This is a genomic window from Campylobacter showae, assembly GCF_963515975.1.
GTDB lineage: Bacteria > Campylobacterota > Campylobacteria > Campylobacterales > Campylobacteraceae > Campylobacter_A > Campylobacter_A showae_F.
Map to the genome: position 1 here is coordinate 1 of NZ_CAUPZM010000005.1, position 20,425 is coordinate 20,425.

General features: G+C 46.7%; 17 protein-coding genes and 1 pseudogene. 14 read left to right on the forward strand and 4 right to left on the reverse strand.

Translation table 11 applies throughout. From position 1 onward, the window contains the following. From RWM02_RS02610 to RWM02_RS02625, 4 genes and pseudogenes are all read right to left on the reverse strand, one after another. Nucleotides 1–544: pseudogene (locus RWM02_RS02610) on the reverse strand (hypothetical protein); the annotation flags it as partial. Then, a complete protein-coding gene (locus RWM02_RS02615; protein ID WP_314068918.1) occupies nt 495–1,058 on the reverse strand; it encodes an ankyrin repeat domain-containing protein in 564 nt (187 codons plus the stop codon). The gene RWM02_RS02615 and the pseudogene RWM02_RS02610, both read right to left, overlap by 50 nt. Nucleotides 1,059–1,285: 227 nt before the next feature. After that, a complete protein-coding gene (locus tag RWM02_RS02620; RefSeq protein WP_314068919.1) occupies nt 1,286–2,005 on the reverse strand; it encodes a formate dehydrogenase-specific chaperone in 720 nt (239 codons plus the stop codon). Next, on the reverse strand, nt 1,998–3,668 hold the full coding sequence (locus RWM02_RS02625; protein ID WP_314068921.1) for a 4Fe-4S binding protein: 1,671 nt from the start codon (nt 3,666–3,668) through the stop codon (nt 1,998–2,000). Before RWM02_RS02625 ends, RWM02_RS02620 begins: the two co-directional genes overlap by 8 nt. Nucleotides 3,669–3,830: 162 nt before the next feature. On the opposite strand from RWM02_RS02625, the gene selA reads away from it, so the two are divergent. The 14 genes from selA (at nt 3,831) to RWM02_RS02695 (ending at nt 20,377) form a co-directional block, all read left to right on the forward strand. Then, on the forward strand, nt 3,831–5,156 hold the full coding sequence (gene selA, locus RWM02_RS02630) for an L-seryl-tRNA(Sec) selenium transferase (RefSeq protein ID WP_314068923.1): 1,326 nt from the start codon (nt 3,831–3,833) through the stop codon (nt 5,154–5,156). After that, complete coding sequence (gene selB, locus RWM02_RS02635; RefSeq protein WP_314068925.1) at nt 5,153–6,973, forward strand: selenocysteine-specific translation elongation factor; 1,821 nt, start codon at nt 5,153–5,155, stop codon at nt 6,971–6,973. Before selA ends, selB begins: the two co-directional genes overlap by 4 nt. 59 nt (nt 6,974–7,032) lie before the next feature. After that, a complete protein-coding gene (locus RWM02_RS02640; protein ID WP_122863134.1) occupies nt 7,033–7,740 on the forward strand; it encodes a thioredoxin domain-containing protein in 708 nt (235 codons plus the stop codon). 334 nt (nt 7,741–8,074) lie between these two features. Further along, entirely contained in the window at nt 8,075–8,284 is a 210-nt protein-coding gene (locus tag RWM02_RS02645; RefSeq protein WP_002948952.1) for a twin-arginine translocation signal domain-containing protein, read from the forward strand. A gap of 11 nt (nt 8,285–8,295) precedes the next feature. Further along, the gene (locus RWM02_RS02650; protein WP_314068928.1) at nt 8,296–11,256 is read left to right on the forward strand and encodes a formate dehydrogenase subunit alpha; all 2,961 of its coding nucleotides are present in this window, start codon (nt 8,296–8,298) and stop codon (nt 11,254–11,256) included. Between the two features lie 10 nt (nt 11,257–11,266). Continuing rightward, a complete protein-coding gene (gene fdh3B, locus RWM02_RS02655) occupies nt 11,267–11,827 on the forward strand; it encodes a formate dehydrogenase FDH3 subunit beta (protein WP_002948963.1) in 561 nt (186 codons plus the stop codon). A 200-nt stretch (nt 11,828–12,027) separates the two neighbouring features. Beyond that, a complete protein-coding gene (locus RWM02_RS02660; protein WP_314068930.1) occupies nt 12,028–13,992 on the forward strand; it encodes an FTR1 family iron permease in 1,965 nt (654 codons plus the stop codon). Between the two features lie 74 nt (nt 13,993–14,066). Beyond that, nucleotides 14,067–14,588, forward strand: a complete 522-nt coding sequence (locus RWM02_RS02665) for an iron transporter (RefSeq protein WP_185897431.1) — start codon at nt 14,067–14,069, stop codon at nt 14,586–14,588. Between the two features lie 65 nt (nt 14,589–14,653). Further along, entirely contained in the window at nt 14,654–16,021 is a 1,368-nt protein-coding gene (locus tag RWM02_RS02670; RefSeq protein WP_314068932.1) for a Fe-S-containing protein, read from the forward strand. After that, nucleotides 16,018–17,298: an ABC transporter permease gene (locus RWM02_RS02675; protein ID WP_314068934.1), complete on the forward strand. Its 1,281-nt coding sequence runs from the start codon at nt 16,018–16,020 to the stop codon at nt 17,296–17,298. Before RWM02_RS02670 ends, RWM02_RS02675 begins: the two co-directional genes overlap by 4 nt. Continuing rightward, entirely contained in the window at nt 17,285–18,424 is a 1,140-nt protein-coding gene (locus RWM02_RS02680) for an ABC transporter permease (protein WP_314068936.1), read from the forward strand. The genes RWM02_RS02675 and RWM02_RS02680 overlap by 14 nt, the downstream gene beginning before the upstream one ends. 1 nt (nt 18,425) lies before the next feature. Then, nucleotides 18,426–19,163: an ABC transporter ATP-binding protein gene (locus RWM02_RS02685; RefSeq protein WP_297940070.1), complete on the forward strand. Its 738-nt coding sequence runs from the start codon at nt 18,426–18,428 to the stop codon at nt 19,161–19,163. A 13-nt stretch (nt 19,164–19,176) separates the two neighbouring features. Then, nucleotides 19,177–19,674 carry a TlpA family protein disulfide reductase gene (locus tag RWM02_RS02690; RefSeq protein WP_122873229.1) on the forward strand — a complete coding sequence of 166 codons (498 nt, stop codon included), beginning with the start codon at nt 19,177–19,179 and terminating at the stop codon, nt 19,672–19,674. A 109-nt stretch (nt 19,675–19,783) separates the two neighbouring features. Beyond that, nucleotides 19,784–20,377: a hypothetical protein gene (locus tag RWM02_RS02695; RefSeq protein ID WP_314068940.1), complete on the forward strand. Its 594-nt coding sequence runs from the start codon at nt 19,784–19,786 to the stop codon at nt 20,375–20,377. Nucleotides 20,378–20,425 lie beyond the last annotated feature (48 nt).

Below are 20,425 nucleotides of genomic sequence, written 5' to 3' on the forward strand. Positions count from 1 at the left end.
TTCTTTTTATCTTTTCTTCAGCCTCTTCGTCTCTGCCTTGATTCATTTTATAGATGTATTTTTCTTTTTCTTTCGTAAAAGATTTTAATTTATCATAGCACACCTCATACGCCTCCTTTAGCTGCTCCTTAGTCGGAGCATTAGGGAGATCGTATTTTATAAAGACGTCAAGCATGGGCTCGTAGTTTTCGTAGTTGCCTAGATATGCCCAGCCGCTTTGTTCTAACGGCCTGTTTTTCTCTTCTTCTTTTATGCCTTGCAGTCCGATGCCCATTTCAAATTTTTTAGGTTTATACCCCGTGCTTAGCATTATCTCTGCCATTTGGGGTAGATTTCTATTTACTACGTAGAAAAACGGATCCGATTTATATCTAGTGCTAGACTCTACGCATTGAGGATCATTTAAGTCCGTCTCTGGACGCCCCTGATCGTATTTGTAGCGTATTGTTATGTTATTCTCGCCGTTTATGATTATGGATTCAAACCTGGAAGAATCATAATCTGTTTGTATAAATATGCGGCGATACATACTCCACCTCTTCAAATTTAACCCCTTTATCTAGTAATATCTTAGCCGTATCAACGGAGTTTAACATAATTGCATAAGCCATAGGAGATAGGCCGAATCTATCTTTAGCCCTTATATCGGCTCCTAAATTTATCAAAGCATTTGAAGTATCTACGTCGTTTCTAAAAGAGCTGTACATCAAGGGGGTTCTTTTATCTCTCATACTCACGTCTACGCTTAGGTTGTTATCTTTTATAAATTTAACTACGAAGTCCGTATCTTTTCTATCAAGAGCGGCCCTTAAAGGCACGAGCGTAGTGTTTTTCTCCTCGTCGCAAACGATATCTCTAACTCCAAATCCAAACGCCTCTATCTCCTCTTGCGTTACGTACTTAGCTAGCTCGGAGTTTGGGTCTATCTTGGTATCCGGAGTAATAGTAAAACCCGTCGGCATAGAGCTTGATCCAAATTTAACTCCCAAAAACGAAAGATAAAAGAGGACGGCGGCAAAGGCGGCGAGGGTGAATAGAAATTTAAAAAAGCTTTGCAAATTCGATCCTTTTGCTTATGACTAAATTTACGAAATCTTAGCCAAAGGGCGGTTAAATTTGAGTGAATTTGGGGGCGGGGATTTGAAAAAGCGGAAGTAAATTCGGGCGGGTTAAAATAGGGCTAAAATAAATTCATACCGAAAACGGACGGGTTTATCTAACTAAATTTAAAGCGCAAATTTGCCTGCCGGCGCGAGCCTAGCAAGCAAATTTAAGCGCGCAATCCTCAGTCGTCGAACTCTTGCGAGATAACGGGCGAGAACTCCTCCCAGCGGAGTTTGGTTTTGGCCGTAGGCATCTTGCTTTGAAACGGCTCTTTTTTCATCGAGGCTACCGCCGCGCTGTCGCCGATCGGCGCCGCAGGAGCCTCCACGCCTAGCACCGCGCGCTCAAGATCGATAAAATCGCGCAAGATAATCGCGTAAGAGGCGAAAAAGTCAGCATTTTTGTGAGCGGATAAAAATTTGATAAATTCGTCGATAAATTTGTTCGTAACGTCCGTAAATAGCTTGCTGCTGATATTTGCCGCGCCCGCTACTTCGTCGCGCAAAAAGGTGGCCGTGGCTAAAAATATAAATCCGACGTAGTCCTCGCTGTCTTTGCAGGCCTCTTTGTCTCTGCGGTACGGGCTTAGCTTCAGACACTCGATCACGCGCAGCCTAGCCGCGCCGTCGTCGCGCCCGTCCTCGTAAAATGAAGCGTTTAGCGGGATGTTTGAGTAAGAAAAGTCAAAAAGCACGTCGTTTTGCTCTCTGGCGAATTTCTCAAAGTCGAATTTGGCTAAATTTGCAAACGCAGCCTCGCTCTGAGGCGTAACTGGACTGGTCGCTAGGTAGGCTAGCTGCTCGCGCCAGCGGTCAAATTTACCGCCGTGCTTGTGAAAAAACAGCGGATAGGCCAAAAACTCGTAAAAATACGCGCGCGCCTTGGTTAAGTTATTATCCATTTAAAACCTCTTCTCTCATTTGATCCATTTGCGCTTTTATCATTACTTTGGCTTTGCAGTCCGAGCAGCAATAAAGCGTCTTTAGCTTGGCTTTGTCGCCGTTAAATTTAGGCGCCATGATCGAGGCGATCTTCTCGACGGCCTTTTTGGTCGCAAACTCTTTGCCGCACTCGATACAGGCGAAAAGCTCGTCTCTAGCTAGCTCGCTAAAGGTAAAGAAGCTAGGCTCCAGATCGATCTTGCCCGGGCGTAAAAATATCGTGTCTTTTTCCGCGCAGCTAAGCTCGCAGTATCCGCACGCGGTGCAGACGCTCGGGTTAAAGACGATGGAATTTGTCTTTTTATCGGCGACTAGAGCGGCGACGTTGCACGCTCCCACGCAGCTTAGGCATAGCGTGCAGGTGTCTTGATTTATCTCGACGCGGCCGTATCTGATGAGCTCGGTGGTGCTAACGGAGCCTAAATTTTGATCTCCGACTAGCCATTCTAGGCGTTTGGCGAAAATCTCGCGCTTAGGCAGGGCGTACTCTGCGATGGAGTGCTGCGAGCCCTCGATAAATTTAGCCTGAGATAGGGCGCTTTTTAGCTTGTCTTCGTTCCCTGCGACTAGGACGGCTTTTTCGTTAAATTTAAGCTCGTAAATTTGATTTAAAATATCCACCGCGTCTTTGGTGCCTTTGCCGATATTTTGCTCGTAGATCACGACCTGCGCGCCGCTTTCTTGAAGTAGCGTGAGCAGATGCGTCTCGCTCAAAAATCTCTCGCCGTTCACGGCAAAAGGCAGCACGTTTGCGGGTAAATTTACGCTTAGGTTTTCTAAATTCGCCTTTGCAGGCACGACTAGCGCGATCTTGCCGCGGTATAGTTTGGCTATCTGGGCAAACGAATTTCTTGGCATATCGGAGTAGTCAAGCGCGCCGCTAGGGCAGACGCTCACGCAACCGCCGCAGTTTACGCAGTCGATGTGAGAGAAAACTAGGTGCTTGGTTTCGTCCTCTTTTAGGATCGCTACCGTAGGGCAGGCCTCGACGCATCTGCCGCAGATCTCGTGTCTGCGCTCGTGGTACTGGCAGATCGTGGAGTCGTAGTGGACGTGGCTTTTAAATTTAAATTTCGGGCTTTGCGCCTCTAGCTGCGCGGCGATCTCGTCGTCGCTTTTACCCGCGATCTCGTAGCAGCCGCTTTGCTTTAGCATGTATTCGCGCGCGTTTTCTACGAGGAAAAAGTCGCAGTCCACCTCAAACTCGCCGTCCGGGCGCAGTACTAGCACGCTTAGCTCGCCTGCTGCTCCGTAGATAAATTTTATCTCAAAATGCGTCAACTCGATGGCTTTAAAGCCTTTAACTTTAAGCAAATTCGCCAAATTTTCGCGGCCGCCGTTGCTAACGATAACGACGTTTTTGCCGACGGGTTTTTCGTAGTCGATGTCGCGCGCTAGGTCAAAGGCGCTAGCTCTTGCCTCATAAAGCAAAAGCGTGTTTTTAGCCTTATCCAGCACCGAGTCCGCGGTGTTTTTTAGATAAAAATTTATCTCAGGCGCTACGACGCTTGATTTTAGTTTGGGCGAATTTGATACGAGATAGTCGCCTTCGCCGTTTATCTCGATCTGCTCGTTTAGCATCAAATTCTCGTCAAAATCGTTGTAAAAACCGAATTCTTTCATGATTTTCTCCCCCGCGCTACGCGTTATCAAAATTGAGCGCATTTTAATACTAAAGGCATTAATAGGCTCTGAATTTTTATATTTATTTTTTTTAATAAGATTAGATTTATCCAAATTTATGCTAAAATCGCGCTCGGTAACACAAATTTACTAGGAGCAAATTTGAACGAACTACGAAAACTTCCGCAGATAGATAAATTTATAAAAAACGAGCGATTTTCCGGGCTTGATATTAGCTTGTTAACCAAAGTCGCTAGGTGCGAGCTAGAGAGCCTCCGCGCTCAAATTTTAGGCGGCGGGAACTGCCCCGAGCTTGACGCCATCGTCCAAAACACGCTTGCAAGATACGAAAAGGCGTTAAATTTGAGCCTGCGTAGCCTGATAAACGCAACCGGCGTCATCATTCATACCAACCTCGGCCGTAGCGCGATCGATCCAGAAATTTTACGCCGAGCCCAGCCCGTGATTACGGGGTATTCAAATTTAGAATACAGCGTCGAAAAGGGCGGCCGCTCAAACCGCTACGACTACGTGGGCGGGCTGCTGGCGGAGCTTTTTGGCTTTGAGGACGCCATCGTCGTAAATAACAACGCAAGCGCCGTATTTTTGGTGCTAAACACCTTTTCAAAAGGCGGCGAAGTCATCATTAGCAGAGGCGAGCTAGTCGAGATCGGCGGGAGCTTTCGCGTGCCGGAAGTCATGGCAAACTCGGGCGCGATCCTGCGCGAAGTGGGCACGACGAATAAAACCAATCTGCGCGACTACGAGGAAGCGATAAACGAAAACTCCAAGCTGATTTTAAAGGTGCATCGCTCAAATTTCGACATCGTGGGCTTTAGCGAGGAAGTAGCGATGCCAGATCTTAGCGCACTGGCAAGAGAGCGAAATCTCATCGATTATTTTGATCTTGGCGGCGGATTTTACGGCGAGCTGCCTTACGGTCTGGAGCGCAACGAGCCGAATCTAAAAAATCTAAAAGAGGCCTCGCTCGTTAGCTTTAGCGGCGATAAGCTCTTTGGCTCCGTGCAGTGCGGCATAATCCTGGGTAAACGCGAGCTCATCGCAAAACTAAAGAAAAATCAGCTGCTAAGAATGCTGCGCGTAGATAAGGTGATCATCTCGCTATTGGCTGAAAGCGCGAAAGCCTACGCAAACCGCGAATTTGAGCTTATCACGACGATAAAGCAACTGTATAAAAGCGTAGAGGAGCTGGAAAACACGGCAAATTTCATAAACTCGCGGCTAAAAAATCCGCTTGAAGTCGTGCGCACTACGACCTATGTGGGCGGCGGCACGATGCCCAACAAACGCATACCTAGCGTCGCGCTGGCCGTCAAAGGAAACGCGAACGAAAGCGAGGCTAAATTTAGGAAAAATCTCGTGATCGGGCGCATCGAGGAGGGTAAATTTTTACTCGATCTTCGCAGCGTGCTAGACGCGGACGTGCAAAATTTGATAGAAAAAATCAACGAAACGGATGAAAAATGAGCTTAATAATAGGAACAGCCGGACACATCGACCACGGCAAAACGGCACTGATAGAGGAACTAAACGGCTTTGAGGGCGACAAGCTAGAGGAGGAGCAAAAGCGCGGGATCACGATCGATCTTAGTTTTTCAAATTTGAGCAAAAACGGCGAAAATATCGCATTTATCGACGTGCCGGGGCATGAAAATTTGATCAAAACGATGATCAGCGGCGCGTATGGATTTGACGCGTGCCTATTCGTCGTGGCGGCAAACGACGGGCTGATGCCGCAGTCTTTGGAGCATTTGGAGGTTTTAAATATCCTTGGCGTTCGCTCGCTCGTCGTCGCGCTAACTAAATGCGACCTAGCAAGCGCGGAGTTAATAGAACAGCGAAAAAACGAAATTTACGCCGCCGCGCAAAACTACAAAAATCTGCAAATTTTAGAGATTTTCCCGGTTAGCATTAAAGATAGCGCGAGTATCGACGAACTGCGAAATTATCTTTTCACGCTAAAGGCGGCTAACCGCGAGCAAGAGGGCGTTTTTAGATACTACATCGACCGCGTTTTTAGTCTAAAAGGTATCGGAAACGTAGTCACGGGCACCGTGATAGAGGGCACCGTGAGCAAAAACGAGAAGCTGTTTAACTATGACGCGGGCAAAGAAGTTCAGGTGCGAAGCGTGCAGAGCCACGATAAATTCGTCGACCGCGCGGGAGTTAGCAGCCGCGTGGCGCTAAATTTGACGGGTATTGAACTAAATGATCTAAAAAAGGGCCAATTGCTTAGTAAAAAGGGCTTTTTTAGGGGATTTCGCGAGATAGACGCGATCGTTTTTGCTCGCGAGCTAACGCACGGGCAGAATGTAACGTTTTGCGTCGGCGCAAAGGCCGCGCCTGCAAAAGCGCTCGTTCTTAGCGAAAAAGATGGCGGGATATTTGCGACGTTTAAATTTGAAAGGGATATGTTTTTAAAATTTGACGAGCCGTTCGTGCTCATCGCAAACGGCCGCGTCATAGGCGGCGGCAGGGTGCTAAACGCCGTGAGCGAACCGATGAAAAAATCAAGCAAAATTTCGTTTTTAAACGCGCTACTCAAAAAAGATTTCGTAAGCGCCTTTGCGATGCTAAAAGATACGCATAAAAACGGCTTTGGCATCATCTCGGCCTATCAGCGCTTCGGGCTAAATCACGAGGAGGCCGTAGCAATAGCAAAACAAACGCCAAACGTATTCGTCGATGAAAAAGCGCTAAATATCTACGATCTAAGCGCGGTCGATCGGATAAAAAGCGCGGTCAAATTTATGATAGAAAAGAACGAATTTGCGGTATTTTCGGCTACGAGCATCAGCCTAAAGCTCTCATGGGCTAGCGAAAGCATCGCTCAAAAGGCGCTTGACGAGCTAGAAAGCACGGGCGCGATAACCAAAAACGAGGGCGTCTACACCAAAACTGGCGTCGATATGAGCAAGCTAAAAATCAGGCTCGAGGAGAAAATTTACGAGATTTTGCAAAGCGGAAATTTAGCCCCCCTGGCGCCTTATAACATCTACGACGAGCTTGAGATAGACCGAGTTAGCGGCGATAACGCGCTAAAAAAGCTAACCGGAATCGGACGCGTGGTGAGGCTCGCGCATAATCTTTTCGTAACGTCAAAAGCCCTAAACGAAGCGCTTGCGAAGCTAAAAGCTATCATCGCCGCGCAAGGGTTCGTAAACGTAACGAACGCGAAAGAGGCGTTAAATTTGAGCCGAAAATACATAATCGCCTACCTCGAGCAGCTCGATCTGGATCCAAATATCGTAAAAAACGGCATGGACCGAGTTTTAAAAGCGTGATTTTTTATCTGTTTAAAAAAAGCAAATATAATCCGCGCAAATTTTTAAAAAGGAATGAAATGAAAAAAATAGTTTTGTCGCTAATGGCGGCCTCTGCGATGTTTGCGGCGTCAAACGAGCAAGTAGTCGGTTTTTACTCGCAGATGGTCGGCGAGGGCGTGAAAGTAAACGTAACCGAGCGTAAACCGATAGCCGACGGCATCGAAGCGGTCGTGGTAAATTTGAGTAACGGCCAAGTCAGCCAAGACGAGGTTATCTTTACTAAAGGCGACCTGCTTTTCCCCGACATCATCGACTTAAAGGCGCAAAAAGCCTACATGCAAGAGATAAAAAAGGAAATAGCGGCGAAAAACATCTCAAAAGTATATAAAAGCGAGCAAAAAGAAAACATCATCACTCTAGGAAACGACTCTAAAAAGCCGACTATCGTGATGTTTTCGGATCCTGAGTGCCCATACTGCCGCCTAGAGCTTGAAAAGATCGAAGCGACGCTAAAAGAAAGTAACGTAAAGCTAATCTTAACTCCTGTTCACGACGTTTCGTCTTTGCAAAAGAGCTTTTTGATATATAAAGACGCAGCAAGCGCGAAAACCGATAGCGACAAGATCAAAATTTTACGAAAATATTTCGCGGACGACTATAAGGTAGCAGATGGCGCCGTTAGCGACGCGGACGTAAAAGCGATGGATAATTTAAGACAAAAATACTCCGCCGCCGGCGTTCGCTCCGTGCCTTTTATAGTAAATTTAAGCGATCTACAAAAATAATCTCTAGCGCAAATTTGAGCTAAATTTGATAAATTTAGCTCAAAAGCCCTAAATTTTCATAAAATATACTTTTATAACTTGATATGTAGTATTGAAATTTAAGCTAAATTTTAGGTTTCCTTAACTATTTATTAAGTTTCATAATTAATCTAATATTTTTACTTCGTTTATTCTCAAAATATGCTAAATTTGCATAGTGATATTTTAAAATATGCAAGTGCCCTAAAATACGCGCCTGTAAGGCGCACTACGCCTAGGAAATATGCAAAATTTGAACAATATCTTTCTAAAAACGTCTCAAAAATTTCAAATTTGGGATTAATAAGGAGAAAACATGCAAGGATCAAGACGAGATTTTCTCAAAAAATCTCTGAAGGTCGGCGCGGTAGGCGGAACCGTATTGGCCGCTGCAGCTATCGCAAAACCGACTAGCGACGAGCTTGCTCCTGACGACAACGGCGTAGTTGTCGGCAAGTCGAGCAAAAAAGAGGTGCTTTACAAAAAAAGCAAAGAGTGGGAATACTACTATAAGATCGCTTACTAAGGGAGAAAACCATGAGTGATTCACGCATAGGAAGACGCTCGTTTTTGAAGCTTGCCGCTCTTGGTGCCGGTAGCACGATGGCATTTGGCGAAAACGAGACGTTTAGAAAGGCAACCAACGAGGAGATAAAAAATCCTTACGAAGGTTCAAAAAAGGTTAGAACGATTTGTTCTATTTGTTCGGCGGGCTGCGGTATCGAAGCCGAGGTAAAAGACGGAGTATGGGTACGCCAAGATATGGCTATGTATCACCCTATCTCTCAGGGTTCGCACTGCTCTAAGGGAATCGATCAGATCGACCTTACGAAATCAAAACAACGCATCAAATTTCCGATGAAAAAAGTAAACGGAAAATGGGAACGCATCAGCTGGGAACAAGCCGTAAACGAAATCGGCGATAAGATGCTACAAATCCGTAAAGAAGACGGTCCTGATAGCGTAGTTTTCTTGGGTTCGGCCAAATTTAACAACGAGCAAAGTTATTATTTCCGCAAATTTGCGGCGTTTTGGGGTACAAACAGCAACGATCACGTAGCACGCATTTGACATAGCGCAACAGTCGCCGGTGTGGCGAATACTTGGGGTTATGGCGCGATGACGAATCACTTCGGAGATATGACGGCAAATTCAAAAGCGATCTTTTGTATCGGTGCGAATTCGGCTGTAGCAAATCCCGTCGGCGGCATGAAGCATATGTTGCAAGCCAAAGATAGAAACAACGCAAAATTAATCGTAGCGGATCCGAATTTTACTAAAACGGCTGCGCACGCGGATCTTTACTTGCGTCAGCGTTCAGGAACGGACGTAGCTCTTATTTACGGACTTATTCACATTATCCTTAAAAACGGCTGGGAAGATAAAGAATTTTTAGAAAACAGAACCTACGGTATCGAAGAGGTTAGAAAAGAGGCCGAACACTGGACTCCTGAGCTAACTTCGGACGTTACGGGCGTACCGGTAGATAGACTCATAGAGGCTGCTAACATAATGGCGCATACGAAACCGGGAACGGTTATCTGGGCTCTAGGTATCACTCAACACTCGGTAGGAACGTCAAATACCAGAATTTTACCTATCCTTCAACTAATCCTAGGCAATATGGGTAAACCGGGCGGCGGCTGTAACATCATCCGCGGTCACGATAACGTTCAGGGCTCTACCGATATGGGTAACCTTTCAGACACTCTTCCTATGTATTACGGACTAGGAGACGCCTCGTGGAAATACTACTGCAAAGGCTGGGGCGTTGATTACGACGAGTTTATCAAACGATTTGCGGTTTCGACAAAAGAGCCGAAACAAGGCGGCGCTCCGGTAAAAAATACCGTATTTGAAGAGTATTTTTATCACGATCCGCAAAATCCGGAAGATAGAAACTGGAGAAACGAAAAAGGCTGGTCGCTATCAAAATGGTGGCAAGGCGTTCTAAAAGAGGAAAAGACTTTTACTAGCGGCAAACTTCGCGTTCTTTGGGTTCAAGGAACCGGTATCACCTCTATGGCTCACCTTACAAAAATTCAGCAAGCCGTAGATAAGCTAGATATGCTAGTAGTTGCGGAGCCGTTCGTAAACGAGGTTGCTATCCTTTCAGATAGAAAAGACGGAATTTACGTACTTCCGGTGGCTACTGCGTTTGAAAACGAAGGTCATATAAGCTCGACTAACCGCTCTGGTCAGTGGAGAACAAAAGTCGTTGAACCGCTTTACGAGAGTAAAGCCGACCACGAGGTTATGTTCTTATTTGCTAAAAAATTCGGCTTTTACGACGAGTACGTAAAAGGTATGAAGATGGCGACCGTAAATAACGAGCCAAAACAAGTTAAAGACGACTTCGTATGGCCTGACGACGCTACAAACGAGATAGCTCGCATGGGTAAATCTATCGGCTACACCGGTAGAACGGCCGAGATGTTTAGAAGACATCAGGCTAACTGGCAAAATTTCGACCCTGATACGCTAATGGGTATCGGCGGCGACGTAAAAGGCGAATACTACGGTAAGCCTTGGCCGGCATGGGACGAAAAACACCCTGGTACGCCGATACTTTATGATATGAGCAAGTCTTATGCAGAGGGCGGTTGCGGATTTAGAAATCGTTTCGGCTTAGAGCATAATGGCGTTAGTCAGCTAGCTAGCGAGGATACGACCTTGGTAGGATCGGACGTAAAAGGCGGCTATCCGCAAATTACCAAAGAAAATATCGAAAAAGTCCTAGGCATAACCTTAACCGAAGAAGAAAAAAGACTGATGGGAGCTACTTGGAGTACGGATCACAGCGGACTTATCTTAGAAAAATGCCGCGAAAAAGGCGTAGTGCCGTTTGGTAACGCAAGGGCTAGAATGATCGTTTGGGAATTCCTAGATCCGATCCCTAAACACCGCGAGCCTATCCACTCTCCGCGCTGGGATTTGGTACAAAAATACCCGACTTTCGACGATCAGGCTAGAAACTTCCGCGTCGAGACGAAATATAAATCCGAGCAGCAAGCAAAAGACTGGAGTAAGGAATTCCCTATCGTATTTAGTACATTGCGCCTAGTAAACCTAAGCGGCGCTGGTATGATAGAGAGAACGAGTAAGTATCTAGCGGCGATCACGCCTGAGATGTTTGCTAACGTTCACCCTGAGCTTGCTCTAAAATACGGTATCCAAGATCGCGATATGATGTGGATCCACTCTCCGCAAGGTACTAAGATCAAGGTTCGTTGCTACCATACTCAGATGGTTACGCCGGATAGAATTTGTATGCCGTATAACTTCGCGGGCGTTATGCAAGGCGTGAGCTTAGAGGATCGCTATCCTGAGGGCACTAAGCCTTATACGATCGGCGAAAGCTTTAATACCGTAACAAACTACGGCTTTGACCCGGTTACTCAAATTTCGGAATTTAACGCCGGGCTTTGCAGGATAGAAAAAGCGGACGGAGAGGGCTTTAACACCTTCTTCCACGAATACGGCGAAAATAGAGTCTAAGGAGTAAGAGATGGCAAGAATGAAATTTTTCGTAGATACAAACAGATGTATCAGCTGCTTTGGATGCCAGGTCGCTTGCTCTTCGGCTCACGAGCTCCCGGTGGGGCTCTACCGCCGCAAGGTGATCACGCTAAACGACGGTATAGAGGGCAAGGAAGTATCGACTACGATAGCCTGCCAACACTGCACCGACGCTCCTTGCGAGCAGGTGTGTCCGGTGGATTGTTTTTACATCAGAGCCGACGGTATCGTGCTTCACGATAAAAACAAATGCATCGGCTGCGGATACTGCCTATACGCATGTCCGTTCGGCGCGCCGCAGTTCCCTAGAGACGGGGCATTCGGCATAAAAGGCGCTATGGATAAGTGCACCATGTGCGCCGGAGGCCCTGAGGAGACGAACTCTCACGAGGAGCTTCATATGTACGGTCAAAACCGCATCTCAGAGGGCAAAGTCCCTATGTGCGCCGCCGTTTGCGCTACAAACGCGCTACTAGTCGGTGACGCCGCAGACGTGTCAAACGTATATCGCAAACGCGTTATGCTAAGACAAGCGGGCACTACTATCTAACTCAAATTCGGGGGCGACTCGCTCCCGAAATTTATCTCAAATTTTACCTCTTAAATTTACTCAAATTTCAAAGTCGGATCAATCTGATAATCAAAAAATATAGCTTCTTGATAAGGCTTATACTTGATAGCCGTTTTTATTTTCGCTAAAGTTTTTTAATGATAGAATGCGCGCGAGAAAAATATTTTTTTGGAGTTTTTATGACTAAAATTTTGAGATTTATATTCGCTTTATTTATCCCGTTTGTTCTAAATGCAGCGGATACGGACTACACGCCTGAGATACAGAGCATAAAAGATTCATTCGTAAGCATCATGCAGCAGTATAAAGAGGGCAAGATAGATGAAGCCAAAACCGCCACGCAAAATGCATACTTTGGACATTTCGAAAATATCGAAGCGGCGATCAGGGTAAATTTGGGGCAGAAAAAAGCCTACTCGATGGAGTCTAAATTCGGCAAAATCCGCAAAGCTATCATCGCCAAAAAACCGGTAGAAGAGATACAAGCTATAATGGACGATTTAAATAAAGAAATGGATGAGGTTTTGCCGGTTATAAATACCGGTCACAAGCTAGTCGGCGAGTACTCCGATCCTAAAAACGCAGACGCCGCGCAGACAGCTAAAGCACCCGAAGCTAGCCAAGCTACGGCTCAGCCTGCAAGCACCGCCGCTATAGAGCCGCACTGGCAGGTGGTTTATAGCGACATAAAAACAGCCCTTAGCGCTGCGGGCGCGGCTTACGAAAAGGGCGACAAAGACGCAGCAAAACAGCAGATAAACAACAAAGCCAAATTTGAGCTATATCGCAACACAAAGCTAGAAGAGGCTATCCGTAGATTTATAAACGGCGGTCAGGGTATTGACGGCGACATCCAAAAACGCATGGGTTCGGCGATAATAGCGATAAACAACGACGTAGCCGCCGACGTACTAAAGTCAAATTTGGAAGAGCTTGACGCGCTGATATACGAAAACGTCGCCAAGCTACCTATGGACTCGGGCTCGCTAGCTACCAACGTAGTTTTACCTGATAATGCCGAGGATGAAGCGGCTACTGATTTTGCGCCGGTGGTTGCAAACATAAAGGCAAAAATCGCCGACGCGATCAAACTTTACGCCGCAAAAGACGTAGCTAAAGCTATGAGCGATGCGCAGGATATTTACTTCGACGAGTTCGAAGGTAGCGGCATGGAAAATAAAGTAGGCGCGATAGACGTCGGTCTAAAAACTAAGATAGAAGGAAATTTCGGCGAAGTGGTCGCGCTGATGAAAGCGGGCGTGAGCGTCGAGAGACTCCAGCAAGCGGCCGATAACCTAGGCGCAAATTTAGACGCCGCGCTAGAAAAAACAAGCGGTAGTAGCTCGCCTTGGGCGCTATTTCTTTACGCGCTTACGATCATACTTCGCGAGGGATTTGAGGCGCTCATCATCGTAGCGGCCGTCGTGGCGTATCTACTAAAAACCGGCAACGAAAAGCGCATGAGTATCGTTTACAGCTCGCTTGGCGTAGCGGTCGTTTTAAGCTTTGTTATGGCGTGGATTATGAATTTGATATTTGCCGACGCTGCTGGTCAAAAAAGAGAGGTGATGGAGGGCGCGGTGATGCTTATCGCCGTGGGACTGCTCTTTTACGTCGGTTTTTGGCTGCTCTCAAACGCGGGTGCGAAAAAATGGAGCAAGTATATCCAAAGCCACGTCAGCGAGTCGATATCGGCGGGCTCTGCCAAAGCGCTTTGGTGGACGGTATTTTTAGCCGTATTTAGAGAGGGCGCGGAGACCGTGCTTTTCTATCAGGCGCTGATTTTCGACGCTAAAGATAGTGCGGGCTACTCGATGATAGCGCTGGGATTTGTAGTGGGGCTAGTCGTCTTGCTCGTTACTTACTACGTGTTTAAAATTTTTGCTATTAAAATTCCTATCAAGCCGTTTTTCTTGGCTACTTCGGCGATCATTTTTTATATGTCGATCGTGTTTGTGGGCAAGGGGCTTATGGAGTTCGTCGAGGGTAAAATTTTCGTTCCGACTAAGATCGAAGGCTTCCCGACTATCGAGTGGCTAGGCATTTATCCGTATTACGAGAGCTTGGTGCCGCAGGCTATCATGATAGCGGCGCTGATCATCGGCGTAATCATAATGAAAAATAAGCAAGCCAAAGAGGCTTAAATTTGACGTTTCTAGCTTTCGCGGGTTGCCGCGAAGCTTAAAAATAAATTTACAAACCAATTAAAGGAGAGAACATGAACAAATTTGTTAAAACAGCTTTGGCATTCAGCCTTGCTGCTTCAGTTGCCGTAGCAGGCGAGTTTCCTATCGGCGATCCGGTAGAAATCAACGGTATGGAGATAGCTGCGGTTTATCTAGAGCCGATCGACATGGAGCCAAAAGGCATCGACCTAGCTCCAAGTAAAGCCGACATCCACCTAGAGGCCGACATCCACGCTATCGAGGGAAACAAAAACGGCTTTGCGGCTGGCGAGTGGATCCCTTATCTAAAAGTTAATTACGAGCTAAAAAACCTAGATAACGGCAAAGTTAAAAAAGGCACATTTATGCCTATGGTCGCTCAAGACGGCCCTCACTACGGCGCTAACCTAAAAATGGACGCTGGCGTGGGCAACTACGAGTTAAAATTTCATATAGAAAATCCTGAAAAACAAGGCTTCGGTCGTCACGCAGACAAAGAAACAGGCGTAGGTAAATGGTTTGAGCCGTTCACCACGACTTATAAATTCCAATATACCGGAGCGCCTGCTAAATAGTTCGGGCTTAGAGCGGCTAAGTCCGCTCTAAATTTCACTTAAATTCTCAAATTTTAGGGCTAATCATGTCTATATATTTCGTCCAAGTTATCTCATCGTTACTAGGATTTGTCTTTTTTGCAGCGTTAAACAACGACAAAAAGAGCCTAAAAGCGCTGTTTTTACCCTCGGTTTTGGGTATCGCAGCGGGCATAGTCGTTTTTAAGATCGCTAGACTCACACTTCACGACGCCGGCGTGAAAATGGTATTTGACGCGGCTACTTTGGTATTTTTGCTAGTTAGCGCGCTTTGGATTTTTATCAAATTTAACCCTGCAAAGATGATAACGTTTTTCGCCTTGGGTGCAGGCTACGGCCTCACGTACGCTCACGCTGGCGCAAATTTTCCGGTATTTGCCGGCGAGCTACTCGATACGCAGTCTATCATCAGCCTATTTTTGATGATATTTGCGTTTTTGCTTTTGCTGATTTTGTTTTTCGTCGTTTCAAATTTAAAAGAATGCCTATGCAAACACGTCTTATGGACGTTTTCGCTTCTTTCGCTTGCGGTTTTGATAGTGCAGGCTCTTTCAAATACGGGGCTTGAGTTTATGCGAGCGGGCATGATACCTACATATCCGTGGGCGCTCTCGCTCGTGGCCAAGGGCATTTACTATACGACGTTTTCGCAGTATTTTTTCATCTTTTTAGTTTTAGTTTTGGCGGTTATAAATTTCAAAAAACGTCCGGCTCCGCTCTTAAAATCGGTCGTGGGTTCAAACAAATTTAGATTTAACAACGCGGCTAGAAATTTCATGGCGGCAAACTCAAAAAGCAGTATAGCTATCGTCGTTACGGCTCTGATTTTTGGGCTTTATTACGACCTGCATGCGTCAAAACCGCCCGAGATCTCAGATCCTATCGTCGTAGAACCCGTAAACAACGAGTTTAAATTCGACGTCCAAGAGCTAGCCGACAACGAACTACACCGCTACGCATACATAAACGACGAAGGCAGGGAGATAAGATTTTTTCTTTTAAACCGCTTTTCCGACCGCGCTTCGCCGATCATCGTCTTTGACGCGTGCGCGATATGCGGCGACATGGGCTACGTCAAAAAAGGCGGCGATCTTATATGCATCTCGTGCAACGTACGCATTTTCTTGCCGTCGGTCGGCAAAGAGGGCGGATGCAACCCGATACCTATGCCGTTTGAATTTGACGGCAAATTTATAACCGTTACGCTTGATACCATCCAAAGCGGCGCGAACTACTTCTCAAAAGTCGTCGAAAAAATGGTACTAGATCCGGTAAGCCGCAAAAAAGTAAGCAACATCGGCTCAAAATCTTATTTATACTACAACAGGACGTATTTCTTTGAAAACGAAAAAACTCAGGCGGAATTTGAAGCCAACCCTGAAAAATACGTCGATATAAACGGGACTTTAAAATGAAAAATATGCAACTAAGGCTCATAAAAAGCTCGATCACCGGCTCGAAGGTGCAAAAAGGAATGGCCTTTATCACCATACTTTTGGCGACGGTTTTGATCGCTTGTATGCTAAATATCACGCTAAAAATCGGCGATCAGATCGCTAGCGAGCTACGCGGCTACGGCTCAAACATCGTCGTCCTGCCAAAGGGCGAAGCGTTAGCTATCGAGATCGAGGGTAAAAATTTTACCCCGCTAAAATCGCAAAACTATCTAAACGAAGAGGATTTGCATAAGGTAAAGGAAATTTTTTGGCGAAACAACATCGTGGCGTTTGCGCCGTTTTTAAACGGCGAGGTAAAAGACGCTAGCGGCGAAAAATACCAAATCACGGGCACTTGGTTTGATAAATTTGCAAACGTAGCCGACGAGTCCGAGTTTAAAACGGGCGTGAAAACGCTGTTTGGCTTTTGGGCGGTCGATGGCAAATGGATAGAAGACGACGATACGCAAAACGTGCTCGTAGGCGAAAATTTAGCCGCGAAGCGAAATTTGAGCGTCGGCGGCGAGCTAAATTTAAACAGTCGTAGCGTAAAAATCGCGGGCGTGCTAAAAGGAGCCGGCGAAGAAAGCTATAAAATCGTAACCTCGCTAAAGCTCGCCCAAGAGCTTCTAAATAAGCCCGGCCAATACTCAAAAGCCGAGGTTTCAGCGATGACGATCCCAGAAAATGATCTATCCGTTAAGGCCAGGCGAAATTTAGATAATCTAGACAGCGCCGAATACGATATGTGGTACTGCTCGGCCTACGTTAGCTCCATAGCCTATCAGATCGAGGAGAACTACGCGGGCGTAGCGGCCAAGGCGATGATGCAGGTAAGTGACGCCGAGAGTAACATCGTGAAAAAAATCCAAAGCCTGATGGGTATCGTTAGCATCATCGCGCTTGCGGTCTCCTCTATCGGCATTACGTCGCTGATGACAAGCGAAATTTATAGACGTAAAAAAGAGATCGGCCTGCTAAAAGCCATAGGCGCGAGCAACTTTGAAATTTACGCACTTTTTGCGAGCGAAAGCCTAGTCGTGGCGTTTTTTGCGGGCATTTTGGGTGCGTTTTTGGGCTACGCGCTAAGCTACATAATCGCTTACAGTATCTTTGGCTACGGTATCGGCATCGCGTGGATCGTGCTTCCGCTTAGTATCGCTTTTGCGCTTCTTATCTCGATCGCGGGCTCGCTCGTGCCGATGAGAAGCGTCGTCAAACTCTTGCCTGCGGAGGTGCTATATGATCGCAAATAAGGGCTTTTTTTATAACGTTATCTTTAAAAGCCTGCGCTTTGGCGCGGCTAGAGTGGGCGTCATCATCGTCTCTATCCTGCTTGGCGCGTGCGTGACGGCGGCGTTTGTAAACGTATATCTGGATATCGACTCAAAAGTAACGAAGGAGCTAAAAAGCTACGGCGCAAACGTGGTTTTCGCTCCCGCAGACCCGGTTAGCGACGCGGTAAACGAGGCTAAATTTAACGAAAAGATCGCCAAAATCCCAGGCGACAAGCTAATCGGACAGAGTGGATATCTTTTCACTCAGGTAAATATCGGTCCGACGACCGCGATAGCCATGGGTGTCAAATTTAGCGATCTAACGCGGGTTAAGCCGTTTTTGGAGGTTAAAGAGGGGCAGGGCATAACGCTTGATTTTGACGAGAGAAACGCGCTAATCGGCACCGATCTAGCCAAACAAAGCGGCTTTAAGGTTGGCGACACGATCGAAGTAAGACAAATCGGCGCGAATTCGGGCGAAAAGGTAAAAATCCGCGGTATCGTGCAAGACGGCGACAAGGAGGACTCGCTGCTCATCATCTCGCTACCTCTAGCTCAAAAGATAGCAAACGAGCCAAATACGTTAAACTACGCCGAGGCCGTAGTAACGGGCAAATTTGACTACATAAGCGAGCTTGGTAAAAGCCTTAGCGACGAGCAAATTTCCGTCAAACCCGTGGCTAAAATTTCAAAATCAGAGGGCCTAATTTTGGATAAGATTAAGCTTTTGATGGCGCTTGTTAGCTTTGTTATCTTGCTCATCACTTCTATGTGCGTAAACACGACGCTAAGCGCGATTTTATTCTCGCGCTCAAAGGAGATCGCGCTGCTTAGAGCGCTTGGAGCTAGCAAGAAAAACGTGTTAAATTTATTTGGCGTCGAGACCTTCGTCACGGCATTTGCGGCGGCTTTGGCGGGCGCTATTTTAGGCTACGGCTTAGCGCAAATTTTAGGCTACGCGATTTTTGATTCGAGCATAGATTTTAGATTTATGAGTATACCGATAGCGATGGTTATCTCGCTCGTTTTTGCAGGCGTGGCCTCGATCTATCCGATCAAACGGGCGCTAGAAAACAAGATGGCCGATATTTTAAGAGGAGAATAATATGCAGTACGCGATAAGATTAAACGGGATAGAGAAAAGATTCGGCGAAGTAAGAGCGCTAGAGAGCATTACCTTTGACGTAAACGCCGGCGAGTGGGTTAGCATAATGGGTCCAAGCGGTAGCGGCAAAAGTACGCTGGTAAATATACTCTCGCTGATGGACGAGCCAACCGCAGGCACGTACATGCTAGGCGGGGACGACGCTAGTAGGCTTAGCGACGAGGAGACGCTCAAATTTCGCCGCGAAAAGATCGGGCTGATATTTCAGCAGTTTCACCTCATCCCCTACCTAAACTGCGTCGAAAATGTGATGATAGCGCAGTACTATCACAGCAGCGTGGACGAAGAGGACGCTAAAAAGGCGCTCGAGCGAGTGGGGCTTGGACACAGGCTAGATCACCGTCCGAGTCAGCTTAGCGGCGGCGAGCAGCAGCGTCTGTGCATCGCGCGCGCCCTGATCAACGATCCTGATATCTTGATAGCCGACGAGCCGACGGGCAACCTAGATGAAGCAAACGAGCGCGTAGTTTTGGAGCTGTTTCAAAAGCTGCGAAGCGAGGGCAAAACGATCCTGCTCATCACGCACAACCCCGATCTTGGGCAGTTTGGCGATAAGATCGTCTATCTAAGGCACGGCAAGATGGAAAACATCCACTACGTGAGCGACGGCGAGCGCGCGGAGGCATGCGAGAGACTAGCAAGCGAGCCAAAGGGTCAAAGCGCCTTTGCGACGGTTTAAATTTGGGAGAATTATGATAAAAAAATATATATTATTAGTCTTTGCGGCGGCGATGATAGCGGGCTGCGGAAATAGCGGCTTTGACAAGCACCACATCAGCCTAAACTCGCCAAAAGGCGTTGATACGCACTATTTTCCCGAGGGCAGGCGACTTAAAACGGACGGCAAGCCCTATATGCTCTTTTTCTTCGGGACTTCCTGCGGCGCCTGCGTAGCGCAAGCTCCGATCGTAAATGAAATTTACTCCGAATTTAAAGACAAATTCGGCGTTTACGGGATATTTGGACCCAGCCTTGGCTTTGATAAAGATATCGACATGGTAAAGCAGCACCATATCGACTACGACGTGATTAGCGACAAAGTTTCGGTTGATTATTTTAGCAAAGCAGTCGGCGGCGTGATGGGTGTGCCCGCGATCTTCGTCTTTGACGGCGAGGGCAACCTCAAAAAGCGCTTCATTGGACTCACTCCAAAAGCCACTCTAGAAAACGAGATCAAGCTGGTATTATAAATTTACTCAAACGTAAAGATTTAGTAGTAAAATACGCTTAAATTTGATCCTAAATTTGACCCGTCCGCGTTAAATTTGCGGCGGTCAAATTTGAGCGAGGAGACGCGAAATGAAACTAAAAATTTTCTCTATTTTGCTATTTGCGATTTGTTTCGTAGGCTGCGGCGAGCCCCGCACGCCCGAACTTTACGCTAGAAGCACGATGCCTATTTTTATAACAAACGGCGACGTAAAAAAAGCCTCGCGCAGCGTCTATGTTTACTTTAAAAACTCCTGCGGCTACGCAAATACGCTAGAAAACACCGTGCGAAACAAGCTACTGCAAAACGGCTTTACCCAAAGCATGGATCAAAAGAGCGCCGATATCGTGATAATGGGCGATTTTGCGAGCTTGCAGCGCTTTGAGCGACGCGAACGCCCGCGCGCGTATATGAGCATGGGCTACGGCTGGGGCGGCTATGGATACAGGCGTAGCATGGGCTTTGGCATGCTTTTTGGCGACCCGTTTGACGACGATTTTTACGACAGGACGGATTATTATCTTTACAGAGCCTTTATCAGCGTGATGATCCGCGCAAACGGCAGCGAACAAAGAACCAATCTTGAGATCGAAAGCGGCCAGAATCTTTATTCGCCAAGTTACATAATCCCATACATAGAAGAAAAGGCGGCGACGCAGATACTTAGTTTCTTTTATCCTTAGCGGCTTGTCTCGCGAGCGCTTTTGAGAGAGATTTGAAATTTTAAGTCT